The organism is Bacillus sp. CFBP9009 (assembly GCF_036541465.1).
Lineage (GTDB): Bacteria > Bacillota > Bacilli > Bacillales > DSM-1321 > Peribacillus.
This window is the reverse complement of the sequence record NZ_JAZHFU010000003.1, coordinates 1-16,578: the sequence shown is the minus strand read 5'-3', so window position 1 is coordinate 16,578 and position 16,578 is coordinate 1. Positions and strand designations below refer to the sequence as shown.

The 16,578-nt window shown below is 36.2% G+C and carries 14 protein-coding genes and 2 pseudogenes; 9 read left to right on the top strand and 7 right to left on the bottom strand.

The window, feature by feature from the left end:
* The first annotated feature begins 377 nt into the window (after nucleotides 1-377).
* Nucleotides 378-1,571 (top strand): chromate transporter, encoded by a 1,194-nt coding sequence (locus V3595_RS09345; RefSeq protein ID WP_485906839.1) that lies wholly within the window; start codon nucleotides 378-380, stop codon nucleotides 1,569-1,571.
* 340 nt (nucleotides 1,572-1,911) lie between these two features.
* Here the strand turns inward: V3595_RS09345 and V3595_RS09340 are convergent, their stop codons facing one another.
* Nucleotides 1,912-3,270 carry a glycosyltransferase family 2 protein gene (locus V3595_RS09340; protein WP_485906837.1) on the bottom strand — a complete coding sequence of 453 codons (1,359 nt, stop codon included), beginning with the start codon at nucleotides 3,268-3,270 and terminating at the stop codon, nucleotides 1,912-1,914.
* Nucleotides 3,271-3,790: 520 nt separating this feature from the next.
* On the opposite strand from V3595_RS09340, the gene V3595_RS09335 reads away from it, so the two are divergent.
* The gene (locus tag V3595_RS09335) at nucleotides 3,791-3,946 is read left to right on the top strand and encodes a hypothetical protein (protein ID WP_485906835.1); all 156 of its coding nucleotides are present in this window, start codon (nucleotides 3,791-3,793) and stop codon (nucleotides 3,944-3,946) included.
* A gap of 79 nt (nucleotides 3,947-4,025) precedes the next feature.
* On the opposite strand, the gene V3595_RS09330 is transcribed toward V3595_RS09335, so the two are convergent.
* The 4 genes from V3595_RS09330 to V3595_RS09315 form a co-directional block, all read right to left on the bottom strand.
* Nucleotides 4,026-4,925, bottom strand: coding sequence for a carbon-nitrogen hydrolase (locus V3595_RS09330; protein ID WP_485906833.1), 900 nt, complete (start codon nucleotides 4,923-4,925; stop codon nucleotides 4,026-4,028).
* Between the two features lie 30 nt (nucleotides 4,926-4,955).
* Nucleotides 4,956-6,581 (bottom strand): amidohydrolase, encoded by a 1,626-nt coding sequence (locus V3595_RS09325; RefSeq protein WP_485906831.1) that lies wholly within the window; start codon nucleotides 6,579-6,581, stop codon nucleotides 4,956-4,958.
* 27 nt (nucleotides 6,582-6,608) lie between these two features.
* On the bottom strand, nucleotides 6,609-7,964 hold the full coding sequence (locus V3595_RS09320) for an APC family permease (RefSeq protein ID WP_485906829.1): 1,356 nt from the start codon (nucleotides 7,962-7,964) through the stop codon (nucleotides 6,609-6,611).
* Between the two features lie 419 nt (nucleotides 7,965-8,383).
* Complete coding sequence (locus V3595_RS09315; protein WP_485906827.1) at nucleotides 8,384-8,776, bottom strand: hypothetical protein; 393 nt, start codon at nucleotides 8,774-8,776, stop codon at nucleotides 8,384-8,386.
* Nucleotides 8,777-8,946: 170 nt separating this feature from the next.
* Here V3595_RS09315 and V3595_RS09310 point away from each other — a divergent pair.
* The 5 genes and pseudogenes from V3595_RS09310 to V3595_RS09290 form a co-directional block, all read left to right on the top strand.
* Nucleotides 8,947-9,033, top strand: a pseudogene (locus tag V3595_RS09310) (IS3 family transposase); the annotation flags it as partial.
* Between the two features lie 227 nt (nucleotides 9,034-9,260).
* Nucleotides 9,261-10,067 carry a CPBP family intramembrane glutamic endopeptidase gene (locus V3595_RS09305; protein WP_485906825.1) on the top strand — a complete coding sequence of 269 codons (807 nt, stop codon included), beginning with the start codon at nucleotides 9,261-9,263 and terminating at the stop codon, nucleotides 10,065-10,067.
* Between the two features lie 230 nt (nucleotides 10,068-10,297).
* Nucleotides 10,298-10,507, top strand: coding sequence for a hypothetical protein (locus V3595_RS09300; RefSeq protein WP_063235826.1), 210 nt, complete (start codon nucleotides 10,298-10,300; stop codon nucleotides 10,505-10,507).
* 97 nt (nucleotides 10,508-10,604) lie between these two features.
* Nucleotides 10,605-11,411 (top strand): DUF4272 domain-containing protein, encoded by an 807-nt coding sequence (locus V3595_RS09295; protein WP_485906823.1) that lies wholly within the window; start codon nucleotides 10,605-10,607, stop codon nucleotides 11,409-11,411.
* Nucleotides 11,412-11,908: 497 nt separating this feature from the next.
* Nucleotides 11,909-12,706 carry a fumarylacetoacetate hydrolase family protein gene (locus V3595_RS09290; RefSeq protein WP_101226022.1) on the top strand — a complete coding sequence of 266 codons (798 nt, stop codon included), beginning with the start codon at nucleotides 11,909-11,911 and terminating at the stop codon, nucleotides 12,704-12,706.
* Nucleotides 12,707-12,754: 48 nt separating this feature from the next.
* On the opposite strand, the gene V3595_RS09285 is transcribed toward V3595_RS09290, so the two are convergent.
* Nucleotides 12,755-13,453 (bottom strand): DUF421 domain-containing protein, encoded by a 699-nt coding sequence (locus V3595_RS09285; RefSeq protein ID WP_485906821.1) that lies wholly within the window; start codon nucleotides 13,451-13,453, stop codon nucleotides 12,755-12,757.
* Between the two features lie 316 nt (nucleotides 13,454-13,769).
* Nucleotides 13,770-14,765, bottom strand: a complete 996-nt coding sequence (locus tag V3595_RS09280; RefSeq protein ID WP_485906819.1) for a zinc-dependent alcohol dehydrogenase family protein — start codon at nucleotides 14,763-14,765, stop codon at nucleotides 13,770-13,772.
* Between the two features lie 285 nt (nucleotides 14,766-15,050).
* On the opposite strand from V3595_RS09280, the gene V3595_RS09275 reads away from it, so the two are divergent.
* Together V3595_RS09275 and V3595_RS09270 are read left to right on the top strand one after the other, a co-directional pair.
* Nucleotides 15,051-15,419 (top strand): winged helix-turn-helix transcriptional regulator, encoded by a 369-nt coding sequence (locus V3595_RS09275; RefSeq protein WP_485906817.1) that lies wholly within the window; start codon nucleotides 15,051-15,053, stop codon nucleotides 15,417-15,419.
* 383 nt (nucleotides 15,420-15,802) lie between these two features.
* Nucleotides 15,803-16,410 (top strand): annotated as a pseudogene (locus tag V3595_RS09270) (DUF3885 domain-containing protein).
* The last annotated feature ends 168 nt before the right edge of the window (nucleotides 16,411-16,578 follow it).

Sequence of the window (16,578 nt, the reverse complement as noted above, 5' to 3'; positions counted from 1 at the left end):
TAATGACTTTCATTATGGATTTACCTAAACATTAAAGGCTATAAATGTTTCCACTTTTTGATAAATAATGTTAGGTTGAGCAAATATTAAGAGTGTGTAAATTAATTGTTGGAATTAGAAACTAAATATTTATAAATAGTATACTTCAATATAGATAATCGATTTTGGTCTTTGGATGTTCGAAGAACTAAAATGACATGGATAAACCGTAAATTCAGGTACTTTATACACAATGAAATCTGATGGACTTTTAATAAATGAGGAACGAAACGTCGATGGGAAAATAAGGAAATTATTTATTCGACCACTGAAAAAGGAAATATTTATGGAAGCCAGCAAGAAAGCTTATGAACTTAAATAATAGGAGGAATACTTTAGTGGATCAAAACAAAACAAACAGAAGTTTTAAGTCACTAATTGAAATACTATTGGTTTCAACAAGGCTTGGTTTAACATCGTTTGGTGGGCCAATAGCACATTTAGGTTACTTTCATGAGGAGTATGTTAGACGAAGAAAATGGATGGATGAAAAAAGCTATGCTGATTTAGTTGCTTTGTGTCAATTCTTGCCTGGTCCAGCTAGCAGTCAGGTTGGAATTGGAGTCGGAGTTATGCGGGGAGGTTTCTTCGGTGGAATTTTAGCTTTCCTTGGTTTTACACTGCCTTCGGTGATAGCGTTAGTAATATTAGCATTATTTTTCAAAGGAATGGATGTTTCAAATGCAGGCTGGATCCACGGATTAAAAATAGTAGCAGTAGCCGTAGTTGCACACGCCATTTTGGGGATGTCAAAAAATTTAACTCCAGATATAAAGAGAAAAACAATTGCATTAATAGCCTTGGTTGGGACCTTGATTTGGCAGACTGCCTATGTGCAAGTTGGTATTATTATACTGGCCGCATTGATTGGTTTTCTAATTTATAAACAACACGACGAAAGTTATGAATCTAACGTTCATTTTCCGATTTCGCGTGGTGTCGGTTTTGTTAGTTTAGCTTTATTTTTCGGATTACTGTTTCTACTTCCAATTTTACGAGAGGTTACTCCATCAAATTGGATTGCTCTGTTTGATAGCTTTTATCGGTCTGGTTCTTTAGTGTTTGGTGGTGGACATGTAGTCTTGCCATTGCTTGAACGTGAATTTGTCCCTACTGGATGGCTAGACAAAGAGGCATTTCTTGCTGGGTATGGTGCAACACAAGCTGTACCAGGACCATTATTTACGTTTGCAGCGTACATAGGTGCCGTGATAAATGGATGGCAAGGTGGCTTATTAGCAACAATTGCTATTTTCTTACCTGCATTTCTTCTTATTCTAGGGACCTTGCCATTTTGGGACACATTACGCCGTAATTCTAAAGTAAAAGGGGCATTAATGGGAGTAAATGCAGCAGTTGTAGGCATCTTGATTGCGGCTTTTTATAATCCCATTTGGACCAGCTCCATCTTAGCTCCTATAGACTTTGCTTTTGCTGCCATCTTATTTAGTATGCTTGTATACTGGAAATTGCCTGCTTGGTTTATAGTGATAACCGGTGCTACTGGCGGCTCTCTTATGACGTTAATATGAATCGAGGTATTTTATTCATTTATCGTTTCACATTTTCATCTTATTCATTCTATATTTCCTATGGAACTAACCTGCACCGTTAGTTCCAAGGCTCCCCTAGCACAACCCTATTATTGAAATAAAAACCCCATTAGTTGCATTAGAAAAAGCTACGACAATGAAAGCTACAATCTTCATTTAAAGCTACAGCTGAACAAAATAACCGCCCCCTTTAAAGGGCAGTCTTCGAGAATTGTGCTAAATTAATCTTTCTATAAACGCAATAATTGGCATTTAGATGCTTAATTTGACATTAAAAAAAAGCAGTGTGATGAAACAGAACATCAGTCCAGATTTCAAACTATGCTGCAGATTTTGAATCAGTTTGATAATTTCTTCCTGTTCGAGCAACTTTATTCCAGTCTTTGTTAAAGAAATAAGCAATGCTACCATACATAACAATATACAAAGTTACAAATCGATAGACAAATATATCAAAAATAATTGTAATAAATAATCGATATCTATCCTTCTTCTGAAACGAAAACCCGTAATGCTTACCCATACCAATTGCCACCAAGTCATACGTTAAACTAAATAAAAAAATGTAAGACAAATAGGTAAATATATAATAAGGAGAGAAAGTAAGAGGGTTTAAGGTACTATTTATCACAAAAATACCTGTCGTAACATAAGTACCGATGGTCCCTACTAAAAAAGATTCGGCTATGTAGAAAAAGGAAACCGGCTTAGTGAAAAACGTTTTCCAAAAAAAGGATCTAAAATGGATAAAACAATCAATAAATGCTTTTTGCCATCGTATGCGTTGCTTGATAAAATCCTTCCAGTTCTCAGGTAATTCTGTATAACAAACAGCTTCCGGTACAAAAACAATCTTCTTTTTTTTCTGTCCCGATATGTACCTATGAATGCGCAGTGTTATATCAATATCTTCTCCTATTGTTGTACGATATCCTCCTACATCAACAAGAGCTTGTTTTGTAAAAATACCAAATGCTCCGGATATGATAGCTAATGCACGAAAGCGTGCAAGAGATACTTTAGTAATATAGAATGCTTTTAGGAAATCCAACATTTGGACACGAACTAGCATATTTGTATGAAATAAAGACAAGTCTCTCAAAGGATTAGATGTTTTTGTTTGCAAAACGTGCACCATACCACCTGCAGCAACTACATCCTTATCCTCAAATGTGTTGTTAACAATTGATAAGGCCTGTTCTGTCAATATGGTGTCAGCATCTAATGTTACAATCAAACTTTGGCTAGAATATTCAATACCCGCATTTAAGGAATCAGCTTTTCCCCCATTCTTTTTATCTATAACGTAGATATTAGGATAAAGTTTGGATTGATAAAAATTTTCTACTTTCTTATGGGAAAGCTTTCTAAGTGCAGATTTTGAACATGGTTTTAACTTTAGAAATTTATGAAAGAGATTCATAGTCTTATCATTTGAACCGTCATTGATATAAATGACCTCAAACTGTGAATAAGATAATGATTTCATACTCTTAATGGAGGTTTCTATAATTCCCTGTTCATTGTAACAAGGGACTAGAATACTAATTCCTTTTTCCTTTTCAAGAATTTGTTTTATCCCTTCGCTTTGTCCACGAAACCAAGGTAAACAATGGAACAAATGAAGTAAAGAAAAAACAATAGATAAACAGAACAAAAATACGATAAAAATACCCAATAAAACAATCCTCCTTAAAATAAGAATAGCAAAATAATATTGCTTTCTCCCAATATAATTCAAGAGGAATCTGGCTTTTTTGAGGGTAAATAAGAAAAAGTATATATACTCCACGTATTTCAGGGAAATCTAAAAACACGACTGTATTTGCCAGACCTTTTAGCGGTACCCCTATAAGAAAATCCCTGTCCTGGAATTATCTTAAAATATAAAAAAGTACACCTATTAGTCATGTATAATAAACTAATAACTCCACCTAAAATTTTTATTTCCTCAGAATTTATTTCCTTGTTTTTATACTTATACACCTGTTTATTTTAAATTTTGATAAAACTGCTTGTATAAACAAAAACGCTATACCTTTTAAGGCATAGCTCTCAGTTAGCAAAAAAGAAATAACAGGTAGTCCCATCTGCTATTTCTTTTAAATATATTTCGCTATAATCGACTGAACCAATTATACCTCCATTGTATAATTTATTACGCATTTAAGCATATGTGTTATTCAGGAGCAGTGAAGATGATTTTACCGTCCATGACGGTCATTTCACTTTCGTTTCAGGTATCTCCTCAAACGGAACCGCAAAAAGATCACGGTCGAGGACAACGTTATCAGCAAGCTTCCCCACTTCCAATGTCCCTTATTCAAGCTCTTAAAATTACCTTTATAAAGTAAACATTAGATGGCAAAGTTAGCAGAGACGGTTATTATTTTGGACCTCCTAAGAGAAAACAACTGCATTATTTTTTAATGATTAACTAAACAGCGCTTTGTTTATTCCCTTTTTTGAAGGGGATGGGGTTGGGAGTATTTCTTTTTGTAAAATAGGGCCGTATGTATCGACACGACGGTCTCTAAAGAATTGCAGAATTTTTCTAGTCTCTTCTATTTCTTTTAAATCAATTTCTTGCACAATAATTCCTTCTTCATCATCAAGTGAAGCTAGAATATTCCCGAAGGTATCGCTAATGAATGAACCGCCATAAAAATTCATGTCCTTTTCCTGGCCCACTCGATTTGTCGCAGCAACGAATACACCATTAGAAATGCCATGAGCGGAAATTGCCTTTTCCCAGGATGATCTTGTTGATATCTCGGGATGATCTGGCTCTGAACCAATAGCGGAAGGATAGAATAATATTTCTGCACCTTGTAAGCTCAAAATTCGAGCAACTTCTGGATACCACTCGTCCCAACAAATCCCGACTCCTATTTTTCCATAAGCCGTTTCATAGACAGGATATCCAGTATTGCCTGGAACGAAATAATATTTTTCATGATACTGGGGACCATCCGGAATATGATTTTTTCTTGTAATCCCTAAACATTCTCCATCAGCATCAAATACAGCTGCACTATTAAAATAAATTCCAGCACCTGCTCTTTCGTAAAAAGGGACAATCAAGACAATTGCTAATTCCTTTGCTAATTCACCCATTTCGGCTAATGTACCGCTATCTACATCTTCAGCTAAATCATAATTTTTCACACTGACCGTTTGCGGAAAATATTGTGAAGAAAATAATTCCTGTAAGCAAACGATTTGTGCACCTTTATTTACTGTTTCTTTTATTTTCTCTATCGTTTTTTGGATATTTTGCTCAATGAATTCTCCGCAATGAATTTGAATAAGACTAACTTTTACTTTTGACATTTTCTCACTACCTACCTTTTAATTTTTTTCTTATACCTTTTGGACGACCTGGTTTTCATATACTATCTTTCCATCCATAATCGTCATCTTCACTTCTGTTTCAAGAATTTCCTCTGTTGATATGCTAAATAAATTTTTATTTAATACTGCGATATCCGCTATCTTCCCTGCTTCCAATGTGCCTAATTCTTTATCTCTGAAAGATCCGAATGCCGGTGTAGCCGTGTAATATTTTAACGCTTGTGCTAATGTTATTCCTTCCGACTCTTGCCACGCCTTCCCGGTTAAATCTTTTCTGGTGATTGCCTGATAAATACCCATCATGGGATTTAGGGGCACTACAGGAAAATCTGTACCAAAGGCAATTTTAGCACCAGTATCCAATAGTGTTTTGATAGGATAATAGAGAGGTTGTTGTATTTCACTGATTCTAGCTGTATATGCCTCACTTTCCATTAATTCGATATGTTTAGGTTGAAATGAAGCGATTACATCTAATTCCTTAAAGCGTTGAACATCGTCTGGATGCAATACCTCCACATGTTCAATGACATGTCTAGCATCTCTTTGTCCATTTACGTTTCTCGCTTCTTCAAATGCATCCAATGCTAAGCGGACAGCACCGTTACCAATAGCATGGAAACGAATTTGAAAATTTTCCTTATCTGCCTTTTTTACTAATTGTTTAATTGTTTCAGCTGGATAAGTGGTTCCGCCTTTTGTTTCAGGACGGTCTTTGTAATGATCCAATAAAAAAGCAGTATGACTTGTCACAACACCATCTATAAATTGTTTTAATCCAGAAAAGGTAAGCTTGTCTGACTGATAATTTTTTTGTAATTCCTTTGCGGCAGCTAAATCCATTTTTAACTCAGGCGAAAAGTGAATTCTAGTAGTTAGTAACCCTTCTCTCTCAAATTCCTTAAAAATTTCAAGATCGTCTAATGGATTTGGCGCAATTTTAGCTCCGTATAAATCATTAACGGATGTGATTCCCAATCTTTTTGTTTCATTAAGAAAACCTTGGAAAAGGTTTACACGTTTTTCTTTCGGTAATTTGTATGCATGTTCTGATGCATACCCAATTGCCTGTTCAAATAGAAGGCCTGTCAGTTCCCCATTTTCATCTTTTCCAATTTCTCCATATTCCGGATCTGGTGTATCCTTCGTTAATTGAATCATTTCCATTGCTTTACTATTGATCCATGCGTAATGCACTTCTGCATTGAATAATAAAACAGGACGATCACAAATATATTTATCTAGTGTTGTTCTATGTGGCAGCACTTTGTTCTTCCAATTGGTATGATCCCAGCCAACACCAAATATCCACTCATCATTTGGTCTCATTTCTGCAAATTCACCTACTATTTTGGCTGCATCTTCTTCTGAAGCTGCATCAAATAATTTGGCACTATCCTTCTGTAAAATGCTTCCCATCATAATGTGCATATGAAAATCATGAAATCCCGGTATAATTAGTCCCTCTTCCATGTCATATACTTTTGTTTGATCTCCAAGGAATGACATTATATCTTCTTTAGAACCGATTTTAATAATTTTATTATCTTTAATGGCGATAGCTGCTTTTATTGGCTCATCTTGTAACCCAGTAAAAACATGTTGACCAGAAAGAATGATGTCTGCACTTACCATTTTTATCCTCCTTGATGAATATAGCTTTTATGCCTGAATTTCTTTTTCAATCGCACTATCAATAGAAAGCTCTGGCGGCCGCTTACTAAACATTTTCGTATTTGAAAGCAGCATGATGAAACCAATTCCAAACCATCCCAGTCCGAGTAAAAGTGCCTTTGAATCAAGACTGGTCCATAACCAAATTGTGAAACCAGTGCCAATCAGCGGCAATATTAGGTATTTTAGTGTGTTCATGCCGTTTCGCTGTTTTTCTCTAATATAATAATGGGAAATAACCGAAAGATTAACAAATGTAAAGGCAACAAGCGCCCCAAAGTTAATAAAGGATGATGCTGTCACTAAATCAACAAATAAAGCAGATAAAGCAAAAATACCCACTAAGATGATGTTGTGTGTTGGAGTTTGAAATTTTGTATTAATATGACCAAATATTTTCTTTGGAAGAACTCCATCTCTCCCCATCGCATACAAAAGTCGCGAAACACTTGCATGAGCTGATAAACCAGATGCCAGCCCCCCGGTAATATATCCTGCTAGAAAAAAAGATTGAAATAAATTCCCCCCTATGTACATGGCAATTTCCAAGGAAGCGGAATCCGGATCTTTAAAAGCTTGGAAATTAGGGTAAACAAGGTGACTGATGTATGAGATGGTGACAAACAGACCTCCCCCTATTAATGCGACGAGGAAAATGGCCTTTGGTATTATTTTTTTCGGATTAATGGTCTCCTCTGAAAGTGTGGTAACAGCATCAAATCCTAAAAAAGATAAACATAAAACAGAAGATCCTGCTAATACTAAAGATAGTGGTATATCTCCATTCACAAATGGAGAACTCATGAATAATGTTCCTGAACCCATTCCGTTAAGTAACCCTTTAATCGAGAGGAATGTAAATATAACTATTATTAGAAATTGACAGGCAACTAATAAAACATTTATTTTTGTTGCTATTTTCACTCCAATTATATTTACAGTGGTGATTAAAATGACAAAGGCAATTAACCAGACGGAAAAAGGAACGGATGGAAAATATGCGTTTAAGTAAATGGCGATCAGTAATCCATTGATCATTGGCAAAAATAAATAGTCCAATAGGATAACCCAGCCCACTAAGAACCCAAGGTGAGGATTAAGAGCCTTTTGAGTAAATGTATATGCAGAACCGGCAACAGGGTAGGCCTTAACCATTTGGCCATAACTATAGGCTGTAAACAACATACCAGCCAAAGCTATGATATAGGCAGCAGGTACCATCCCTTTCGTTATTTCCGCAACAACCCCATAAGTAGAAAAAACTGTTGTAGGTGCCATATAAGCCAATCCAAATAGCACTAAAGGAAATACTGTTAACGAACGTCTTAATTTTGCATTCTCCATGTATCACTCCACCCTTATTCGTGATTAATTAATTTATATGCAAATACCATACCAAGTGGGGATTAATGGTATTTTGCCAACAATTGCAATATACAGATTATTTAATGAATTAATAGGTTTATGCAATTCTACATCAATTATTTAATATTGCATAATTAGTCGTCAGGAACGGAAGTTAATACCAGTTCGACTACTTCTTGAATGCCCCTTTTTATTCCATAAGAAAAAGAGCTGCCAAAGCAACTCCTTTGAAAGAGTAAATTAACAATAGTCGAAGATATTTGTAGGTTTTATAAAATGTTTCTCTAAAACTTCTTTAAAGACAGTTCCGATCTTAAGCTAACGCACCCCTTGTTTAAGTGCATTTTTCACGTTCCGTTTGTCGACAAAAGGGAGTTTGGAAAGTTTGCGTATTAATGCTATCTTGTTTCAATCGCTATACGCAAGTTCGAGATGACTCCAAGAAGCAATATTAACGAACAAACCATTTTTTCAAAAGCTGTTCCAAATAATTGCAGGATAAACCCAAATGACCAAAGCACAACAAAAAACCAACATATCACGGTTATTCCTTTAAATAATATATTTCTGCCAACAAACAGTGTGAAAAAACCTCCAATTATAGAAATAGTGGTATTCATAATAGAAATTGGTAGCTGAGCAGCCAGAGATTCAGACCTTCCACCATTAACCCATGTCAATGGAATAATGCCGTTAATAATAAGAACATGGATTAAGATAGTCAAAGAGTAAAAGCTAATCCCCATAAATACAGCTGTTTTCATATCAATTTTTCTAAGTCTTTCTAACATACAATCACCTCATTTCTCCCCGTTACCATATTATTTAATTTAGTGATGTTCTATTCATATATCTACCGTCGTATGACACGTTACCCCTTTGCTCAAAAACCCTCCGAATATTTATTCTTCCTTTATTGGTAGTAAGATTTCGGGAGATGTATCAAATATCATCTTTATTCATTTACTACAATCATCAACGAATCAAGGTAAAATTAAAAGGCATGAGCCCGGTAGATTACCGGGTTCATGCCCTCAAGGCTGCCTAAGTAAATAAAGTGTCTAACTTTTTGGGTTCACTTCATTAAGGCAGCTCTTTCTTATGCAGCTATAGGGCAGTTTACAGGAGTGCATTTTGATCTTTGTTCAAGGCTCTTTTCATAATGCTTGTTGATTTTAAGTAACATGAGGGGTAATTTACTTTTTATGGTATTGTATATGCAAGGACTTATTCAGCTAAATAGCAGTTATCCGAACGTTTAGCTGAAACGAATGAATGTGCTTTCTTAAAGGGGGGATTAGCATAAATCGTTCACGGACAAATATGTTTCTCTTATTTTTGGCAATCTTATTTTTCGCAGGTATTATTCTTTTTTCATATAGGTTGTTTGTTTGGGGATTATTGCCACTCATATTCTTGCTTATTCTTTACATCTCAACTAATAAATACCGTTCATCAGTTTCCTTGTTTATTTTCTTCTTATTAGGTACATTGGTGTATCAACTCGGAAGCAGCTATATCAATGAATGGAACATATCCAAAGAAATGAAAATCATAATAAACAGATGTTTACTTATGTTTATTATGATTGGAACAATGATTTCACTAATGTTGTCTAAGCAGAAGATATTTTTCTACGCACTATTACCAGATTGGCACAGGCGTATCACAATGCCGTTTCATACAATTAAATTACCGTATTTTTTACTTATTGGGCTAATGGTTTCGAGCACAATACTTATACCATTATTTAGTCAAGAAATGAGCGATTTAAAGACAGTATTACTTTTCGGTATATTGTTTGCCATCATAAACGCTACACTTGAAGAAGTAATTTGGAGAGGTATTATGTTATCTAGTTTAAAAAGAAATGTTTCCACCTTTTATGCTGTCGTAATAACCAGTATCGGATTCGGGCTACTACATATATCAATTGGAATTCCTGTAATAATAAGCTTACTTTTTTCTTTTGGGGGGCTTTTTTATGCAATCGTAGTTTTAAAGACCGATAGTATATATCCATCCATAGTTTTTCACATTGTTATCAACTTGGGTATGGTTTTCAATGGATGGATAATTTGAACTTATTCCATACAGGGGTTCTTAATGAACGAACGGGTGCTTTAGCTGAAAAATAGGAGCTGTCTTTAAGGCAGCTTTTTCTTTTTGCAACTTCGGGGCAGATTAAGATATATCCATCTGTTTAATTGAGTGCCAGCTCATGTTATAATGAATAGCTTACGATAATTACTGTTTCTGAACGGATGCCAGCAAAGCCTCCGCATAGCGATAAAATATGGAGGTGTAAGAGAATGAATAAACAATGGACGATTGGTAAAATTAAAGAGTTTGTTGAGAACAATTCGGAAAGTAAGTTGCTGACGACTGAATATCACGGTTTTTCTCAAAAGTTACTATTTAAATGTACATGTGGTAGCAACTTTGAAAAAACATTCAAGAAATTCAAAAATAATAACCAACGTAAATGTGATGTGTGCCAACCGCCTAAAGCGGCACGATAACATATAGTGAATAAACCGAAGTGCTAATTTCTATTAAAGAGAAGTTGGCACTATTTTTATTTTGGGAAATAAAAGTGGTTTTCACTAAAGGGGAGTTTTGACGAATATTCCTTCTGGAACTAACGGGTGCTTTTACGGAAGATCGGAGCATGCAACTAAATGCCCAGGAAAGTTGAGAAGCATGTTACAATACGGTCTGTGGAAAGTTTTTCTAATAATAGTTTTAAAGAAGCGGGATCAGTTATTAGTGAGGTGCGGAATGAAAAGTTCGAAAAAGAGAAAAAAACAATCCGAAAAAATATTAAAGACCCTAAAGGTACCAATAAATAAACATTTACCCTTAACGGAAAATGAAGAAGAAGTTTCCCTTAGAACAAAGGAAGAAATTATAAACAGAATTATTTCATTAGCAATAGTCTCAGCAAAAGCCATGGAGGCTCCGCCAGAAAAAATTGAGGAATTTATTGAAAGGTATAATGCTAATGAATTATTCACAAAAGAAGAACAACAGTTTTTAAAGAAAAAACATCCTAATCAGAACGAGCTGATCCAATACTCTTGGAAGGTAGAATGTATTTGGCTTCTGCTTTGGTCTGTAAATCTAATATCCGATATAGATGTTCCAGCCGATACGTGCAATGCTGAATATATTTTTGAGACGGTTTTTTCTTTTCATTCTAAACAAGAGTTGCTTGATGAATCCACTTTAAAACCAACTAGTGATATATTAGATAGTCTTGATTTTATTTATAGGGCACATTGGGCGGTACGAGAAGCCCAAATAAATCATTTGGAAGTTCCATCAACTCTAGATGAAGGCGTTGTATATGAAAGGCACTACACCCTTAATTGGCTAGTAAATTATATGGATCAAGAATGGGAGGAAATAAGTACAGATACATAAAAGCTGCAACACATACTTTTATGCTCCTATATCAGGGTTAAATGTGAAGTTATCCAATTAATCTAACAGGTAGGAAGGTTGCTGAGGCAGCCTTTTTCTTATGGCACTACCGAGGCAGGTTAGCTGAATAAGGGACGAATTACCAGTACAAAAATTTTGATATTTTGAGATAATCAATAAGCACAGATTGGCTTGGTTTTAGATATATATAAAATTATGTAAACATTTCATGGGGAATGTTTACTAGGTGTACCAATCGGAATATTTATTGCGGCCTTTATAAGGCAATACACAGATAAAATTACATATAAATTGTAGGTTCCATAAAATAAATAGTTAAATAACTTAAGTTTAATTAACTATAGGTCGGTTTAGTTGAAGAGTGAGTCGCGACGAGAGCTCTTTTTTCACGTAAAAGAACAGGCATGTTATAGTATAGGAGAACCGGATTTTATATGATCTGTGGTAATCTTAATCATCAAAGGAGTTTATTCATAATGCATGTGCTACAAAAAACACAAAAAATAGTTCGCTATCAGAATCAACAGGGCAAAATACATTACGGTATTGTTGAGGATGACATGATATTACAACTGTCTAGCAGTTTTGCTGAACTTGTCAACAAGGAAATAAAGTATGACGGGGTCGAGCTAAAATATAGTGACGTGAAAATCTTGGAACCTGTAAAACCTTCGAAAGTGGTTAATTTCGGCTGGACATATGCAGGTCATGCGAAGGAAACGGGTGGAGAGGCAAACCTTGTTGAACCATTTCTATTTTTAAAGCCATTATCTTCGCTTATTGCAGACAAGGAGAATATTATCCTTCCTCCAAACGAGCTATCCAATCAAGTGGAACTTGAAGGGGAAGTGGCCCTTGTCATTGGAAAGCGCGGAAAAAATATTAAAGAAGAAGATGCGCTTGATTATGTATTTGGGTGCACGATATTTAATGACGTCACAGCAAGAGATCTAACAAAAAAAGATCCACAATTTACGCGGGGCAAAGGATTTGATACATTCGGACCTTTGGGACCGTGCATCGTTACCGGGGTGGATCCTACAAATTTAAGGATTGTGACCACTTTAAACGGCCGTGTTGTCCAAGACGGAAATACCAATGAAATGTCTCTAAGCATTCCGTTTCTAATCAGCTGGCTTTCACAGGTAATGACACTGGAGCCCGGTGACATTTTGGCCACGGGTTCACCATCTGGCAGCTGCACGATCAAGTCGGGGGATGAAGTCGTTGTTGAAGTCGAGAATATCGGTCGGTTATGTAATGGTGTCCAGTAAGATTTGCTGGAATTCTTAATAAAAAGTTAACAAAGATCAGAGCTGCCTTTAAGGCAGCTTTTTCTTTTTTGGGGAATATGGCTGTATATAGAATCCATCTGTTTCTGACCATTCTCCATATAGGATATCCTCTATTGTTGTATAATTTTTTTTCTGAAGCCCTTCCAGAAGCCATTCTTTTGATTTTTTCACGGATTGAAGTTCTTCCTCTTTTATTTGGCCTTCCTCAATTACTAAGATAGAAGGGGCTTCATCCACAGGATTGAGGCCAAGCATATCCGGTGTGACGCTTCCTGCCTTAGTATGAAGCTTTACACTGATGTCCCCGCCAGGCTCAAGATATAAATCACGCACTTCCCGGAGAGTAAACACACCCTGTTTCCGCAGCATGGTTCGAACCTGTTCAAGATCCAGATGATTTTTTTTCATTTGTTTAATATCCAATTCGCCATTACGAATAATCAAAGAAGGTTGTCCTTTGAGCAATTTTTTCATGCGATCACTTTTTTGAGCGCAGACCTCTATGATATAAACGGAAGTTCCCCAAAGGCAAATTGCAAATAGAATCTTCCAAATCGACACTTTTTCATCGTAAATGCCTTCTTCTAGAATGCCGCCTAATACTAAAGCGTAAATAAAATCAAAAGGGGTCACTTGAGACATTTCTTTTTTGCCAAGAAGTCTTGTCACTGCCAGGAGTCCAACCAGCCCAATCCCAAGCTTCATTGCTATTTCCAGATAAATCATTTTATCACCTCATCTTTTTTTCCTTTTCTCCCTTTTAACTATCATTTAAACCAAATAGTACCTGGTATTTATTCCACACTCAGATGAAGTAAAGGTTTCCATGCTTAGCGCACCGATTTCACCTTTCTTTCTGTAAAATAAAGAGTACCCAGCATCAGAAGCGGTATTAAAAGTCGGCAAAAGTAAACTTCTTAAGAACTAAATGAATTTTTCTTGAAGTATAGATCAGTGGAATAAAATAAAAGCAGACGATACAGTGAGGATCTATAGAGATTCTCACTGTACCTCTGCTTTTGAATGAACATTGAAAATAAAATTACCAATTATTTTTCAAAACAACTTTTCCTATCGCTTTGCCTGACTCCAAGTACTCATGGGCTTTTGAGACTTCTTCAAACGTAAACATGTTTGGGTCCACAAGCGGGCGCAGCTTACCTTCCTCAACCACACTGGCAACCTTCTTCAAAATTTCTCCATATTGCTTATGCATGTCCTTATTTAATATCTTCAACAACATAAAGGTAACATGTAGGGAGAGTCCCTTTGAATGCACGGGGGAGAGGTCATGAGTGGAACGAGCAGCAATGGCTGCTACTGTTCCATGTACCGCGGCTGCCTCAAAAGAGCGATCAAGGTTTTCTCCACCTACCGTGTCAAACACAACGTCAAAACCTTTTCCGTCTGTATATTTTTGTACATAATCGTGTACGCTTTCTTCTCGATAATTAATAGTTACATCTGCACCAAGACGCGTGCCAATCTCCAGCTTCTCTTGCGAAGAGGCAGTTGTATAGACTGTCGCGCCTCCCCATTTGGCTAGCTGAATGGCAATGTGTCCTACACCGCCGGTGGCTGCATGGATCAGTATATCTTGTCCAGGGACAAGATTTGCCCGATTAAATAAAGCTTCCCATGCGGTAATGGCAACTAGTGGTAAAGCAGCGGCTTCTTCCATCGTCAAATTTTTCGGCTTGTGAGCAAGTAAATCAGCATCTGCCAGCATAAACTCCGCAAGTGCACCGCCAGTCCCTTTAAAACCACCCGCGCATCCAAACACTTCGTCGCCAACTTTAAACTCAGTCACTCCTTCACCCACTGCAGATACCAAACCTGCGACATCCCCATGTAAAACTGCTGGAAACTCGGGGGCAACGGCCGGAACTGCACCAGCACGGACTTTCGTATCAATAGGATTTACACTTGAAGCCTTGACTTGAATAAGTACATGTCCAGGTATTAATTCGGGTTTTGAAACCTCTTTAAATTGAAATACGGATGGATCACCAAATGATTGAATAATTTGTGCTTTCACTCAAATCACTCCTATTTATTTTTTTATGGGAAAATGTCTCGTCACTATTCATGGTTAGGATGAATTAAAGCAAGCAGATTTTTTGATATTGCCACACCAGAAACATAAGCATCCGATTAGTAACATCTTTAAAATGGTATGAAAAGTACGAATATTTAGTCTTTGCTTGCAAAATCAATGATACTTTATATAATATAAAATTAAAAGTACGCACATTTTTGTTGAATAGGATTAAATTTGTAATATAGTATACAATTTGATACTTAAAAAGATTGGGGTGTCAATATGAAGGAATTTAAAACGGAAAAGTGTCCCGATACCACTGCTTGTCCTGTTGCAGTTACAGTAGATGTGATAGGAGGCAAATGGAAAGGGATCATATTATATAACTTAATTTCCGGCCCTAAACGTTTTAACGAATTAGGGAGACTTATGCCCTATACCACAAAACGTATGATAACGTTGCAACTTCGGGAATTGGAACAAGATGGTATTGTCCATCGTGAAATATATCGCGAGATTCCTCCAAAAGTTGAATATTCCCTTACTGCTTTTGGAGAAACATTAAAACCTATTATTTACCTAATGCGAGATTGGGGAGATATGTACGAAAATGAGGTTTTAATGAAACGAACAATCTCAGAAAATAGGTAACATCAAATGATGTTCTCGAACCAACTAAACCAAAGCAATACCTTCAACTCCTCAGGTATGATTTCTAAATTTTATAACAAAGTTGATTGGAGAGGAAGGTGCGAGACTCTTGCGGGAAAAGCGCGTCTAAGGGAGACCCCGCAGGCGCAAGCCGAGGAGGCTCCCTGACCGCCCGCGGAAAGCGAGTGCCTGGAATGGAAATCAGCGTCAAAATTGTACAAACCATAAAGAATCTGTAGACAAACTCGATTTTCATCTAGTTTGTCTACAGTCTGGGAGTTGTTTTGGCAACTCTTTTTTTAATGCAACTTAAGGGACATGTTAACATGGAAAGGTATAATGAAGGAACTTAACGAGGTGCAAACATGCTTTTAAACGATTTTATGAATGAGAATTTTCCAAACTTAGAACTTAGACCACCCTTGTTTAATAGTTGGAAAACTGGTATCCGGTTTGAATTAGGTGTGGACTATGATAGTGATTATGCTTATGAAAATAGCCCCTATTTACAAGGAGTATATAAAAGGGTTATCACATTATTCAAGTCCTTGCATTCTCATAACGATGATATTTATATCGTAATTGACGTAAACGATTATGGAGATGGTTTTAAACATAAATCAAATACTTTTTCACGGTATATTAAAGAGAAGTCGATCTTATACGGTTAAAACAAAAGACAACTTTTCATGACGATGAAGAAGAAGGAACCTATAAAACACATAGATTTACATTAAAATGTAAAGTGTCTGACTTCAAATACATTCCTATGTTAAAAGCAATCTGCAATCAAGATATGGGAATAAGGCCAAGTATTTTTAATAGAGTCTATTTTATAAACATCAACAGGAAAACTATATTTTACGTTTATGATGACAGGGGTTGTGATTTATTGGCGACTTCGCCCGAAACAATAAGAGATGTTTATGATAAATACATCGATTGGATATTAGATTACGACAGAAATGAAATAGACGAGGTATTTAAATAAAGGATGTCCCCTTAACAGGTGCATTAGCAAAGATCAGAGCTGCCTTTAAGGCAGCTTTTTCTTTATGCATCGGGGCAGCATTCCTGTTAGGAGGATGTTCGAAGTCTTGAAAGAAAAAGAGCCCTCTTGTATGATGCATGAGTGTCAACGACCATTGACTCAGCATCA

What these genes read in the sequence shown, in the direction of transcription:
- V3595_RS09335 (WP_485906835.1), top strand. Translation starts at nt 3,791, where the DNA reads ATGATTTTACCGTCCATGACGGTCATTTCACTTTCGTTTCAGGTATCT.
- V3595_RS09330 (WP_485906833.1), bottom strand. Translation starts at nt 4,925, where the DNA reads ATGTCAAAAGTAAAAGTTAGTCTTATTCAAATTCATTGCGGAGAATTC.
- V3595_RS09325 (WP_485906831.1), bottom strand. Translation starts at nt 6,581, where the DNA reads ATGGTAAGTGCAGACATCATTCTTTCTGGTCAACATGTTTTTACTGGG.
- V3595_RS09320 (WP_485906829.1), bottom strand. Translation starts at nt 7,964, where the DNA reads ATGGAGAATGCAAAATTAAGACGTTCGTTAACAGTATTTCCTTTAGTG.
- V3595_RS09315 (WP_485906827.1), bottom strand. Translation starts at nt 8,776, where the DNA reads ATGTTAGAAAGACTTAGAAAAATTGATATGAAAACAGCTGTATTTATG.
- V3595_RS09305 (WP_485906825.1), top strand. Translation starts at nt 9,261, where the DNA reads ATGTGCTTTCTTAAAGGGGGGATTAGCATAAATCGTTCACGGACAAAT.
- V3595_RS09300 (WP_063235826.1), top strand. Translation starts at nt 10,298, where the DNA reads ATGAATAAACAATGGACGATTGGTAAAATTAAAGAGTTTGTTGAGAAC.
- V3595_RS09290 (WP_101226022.1), top strand. Translation starts at nt 11,909, where the DNA reads ATGCATGTGCTACAAAAAACACAAAAAATAGTTCGCTATCAGAATCAA.
- V3595_RS09285 (WP_485906821.1), bottom strand. Translation starts at nt 13,453, where the DNA reads ATGATTTATCTGGAAATAGCAATGAAGCTTGGGATTGGGCTGGTTGGA.
- V3595_RS09275 (WP_485906817.1), top strand. Translation starts at nt 15,051, where the DNA reads ATGAAGGAATTTAAAACGGAAAAGTGTCCCGATACCACTGCTTGTCCT.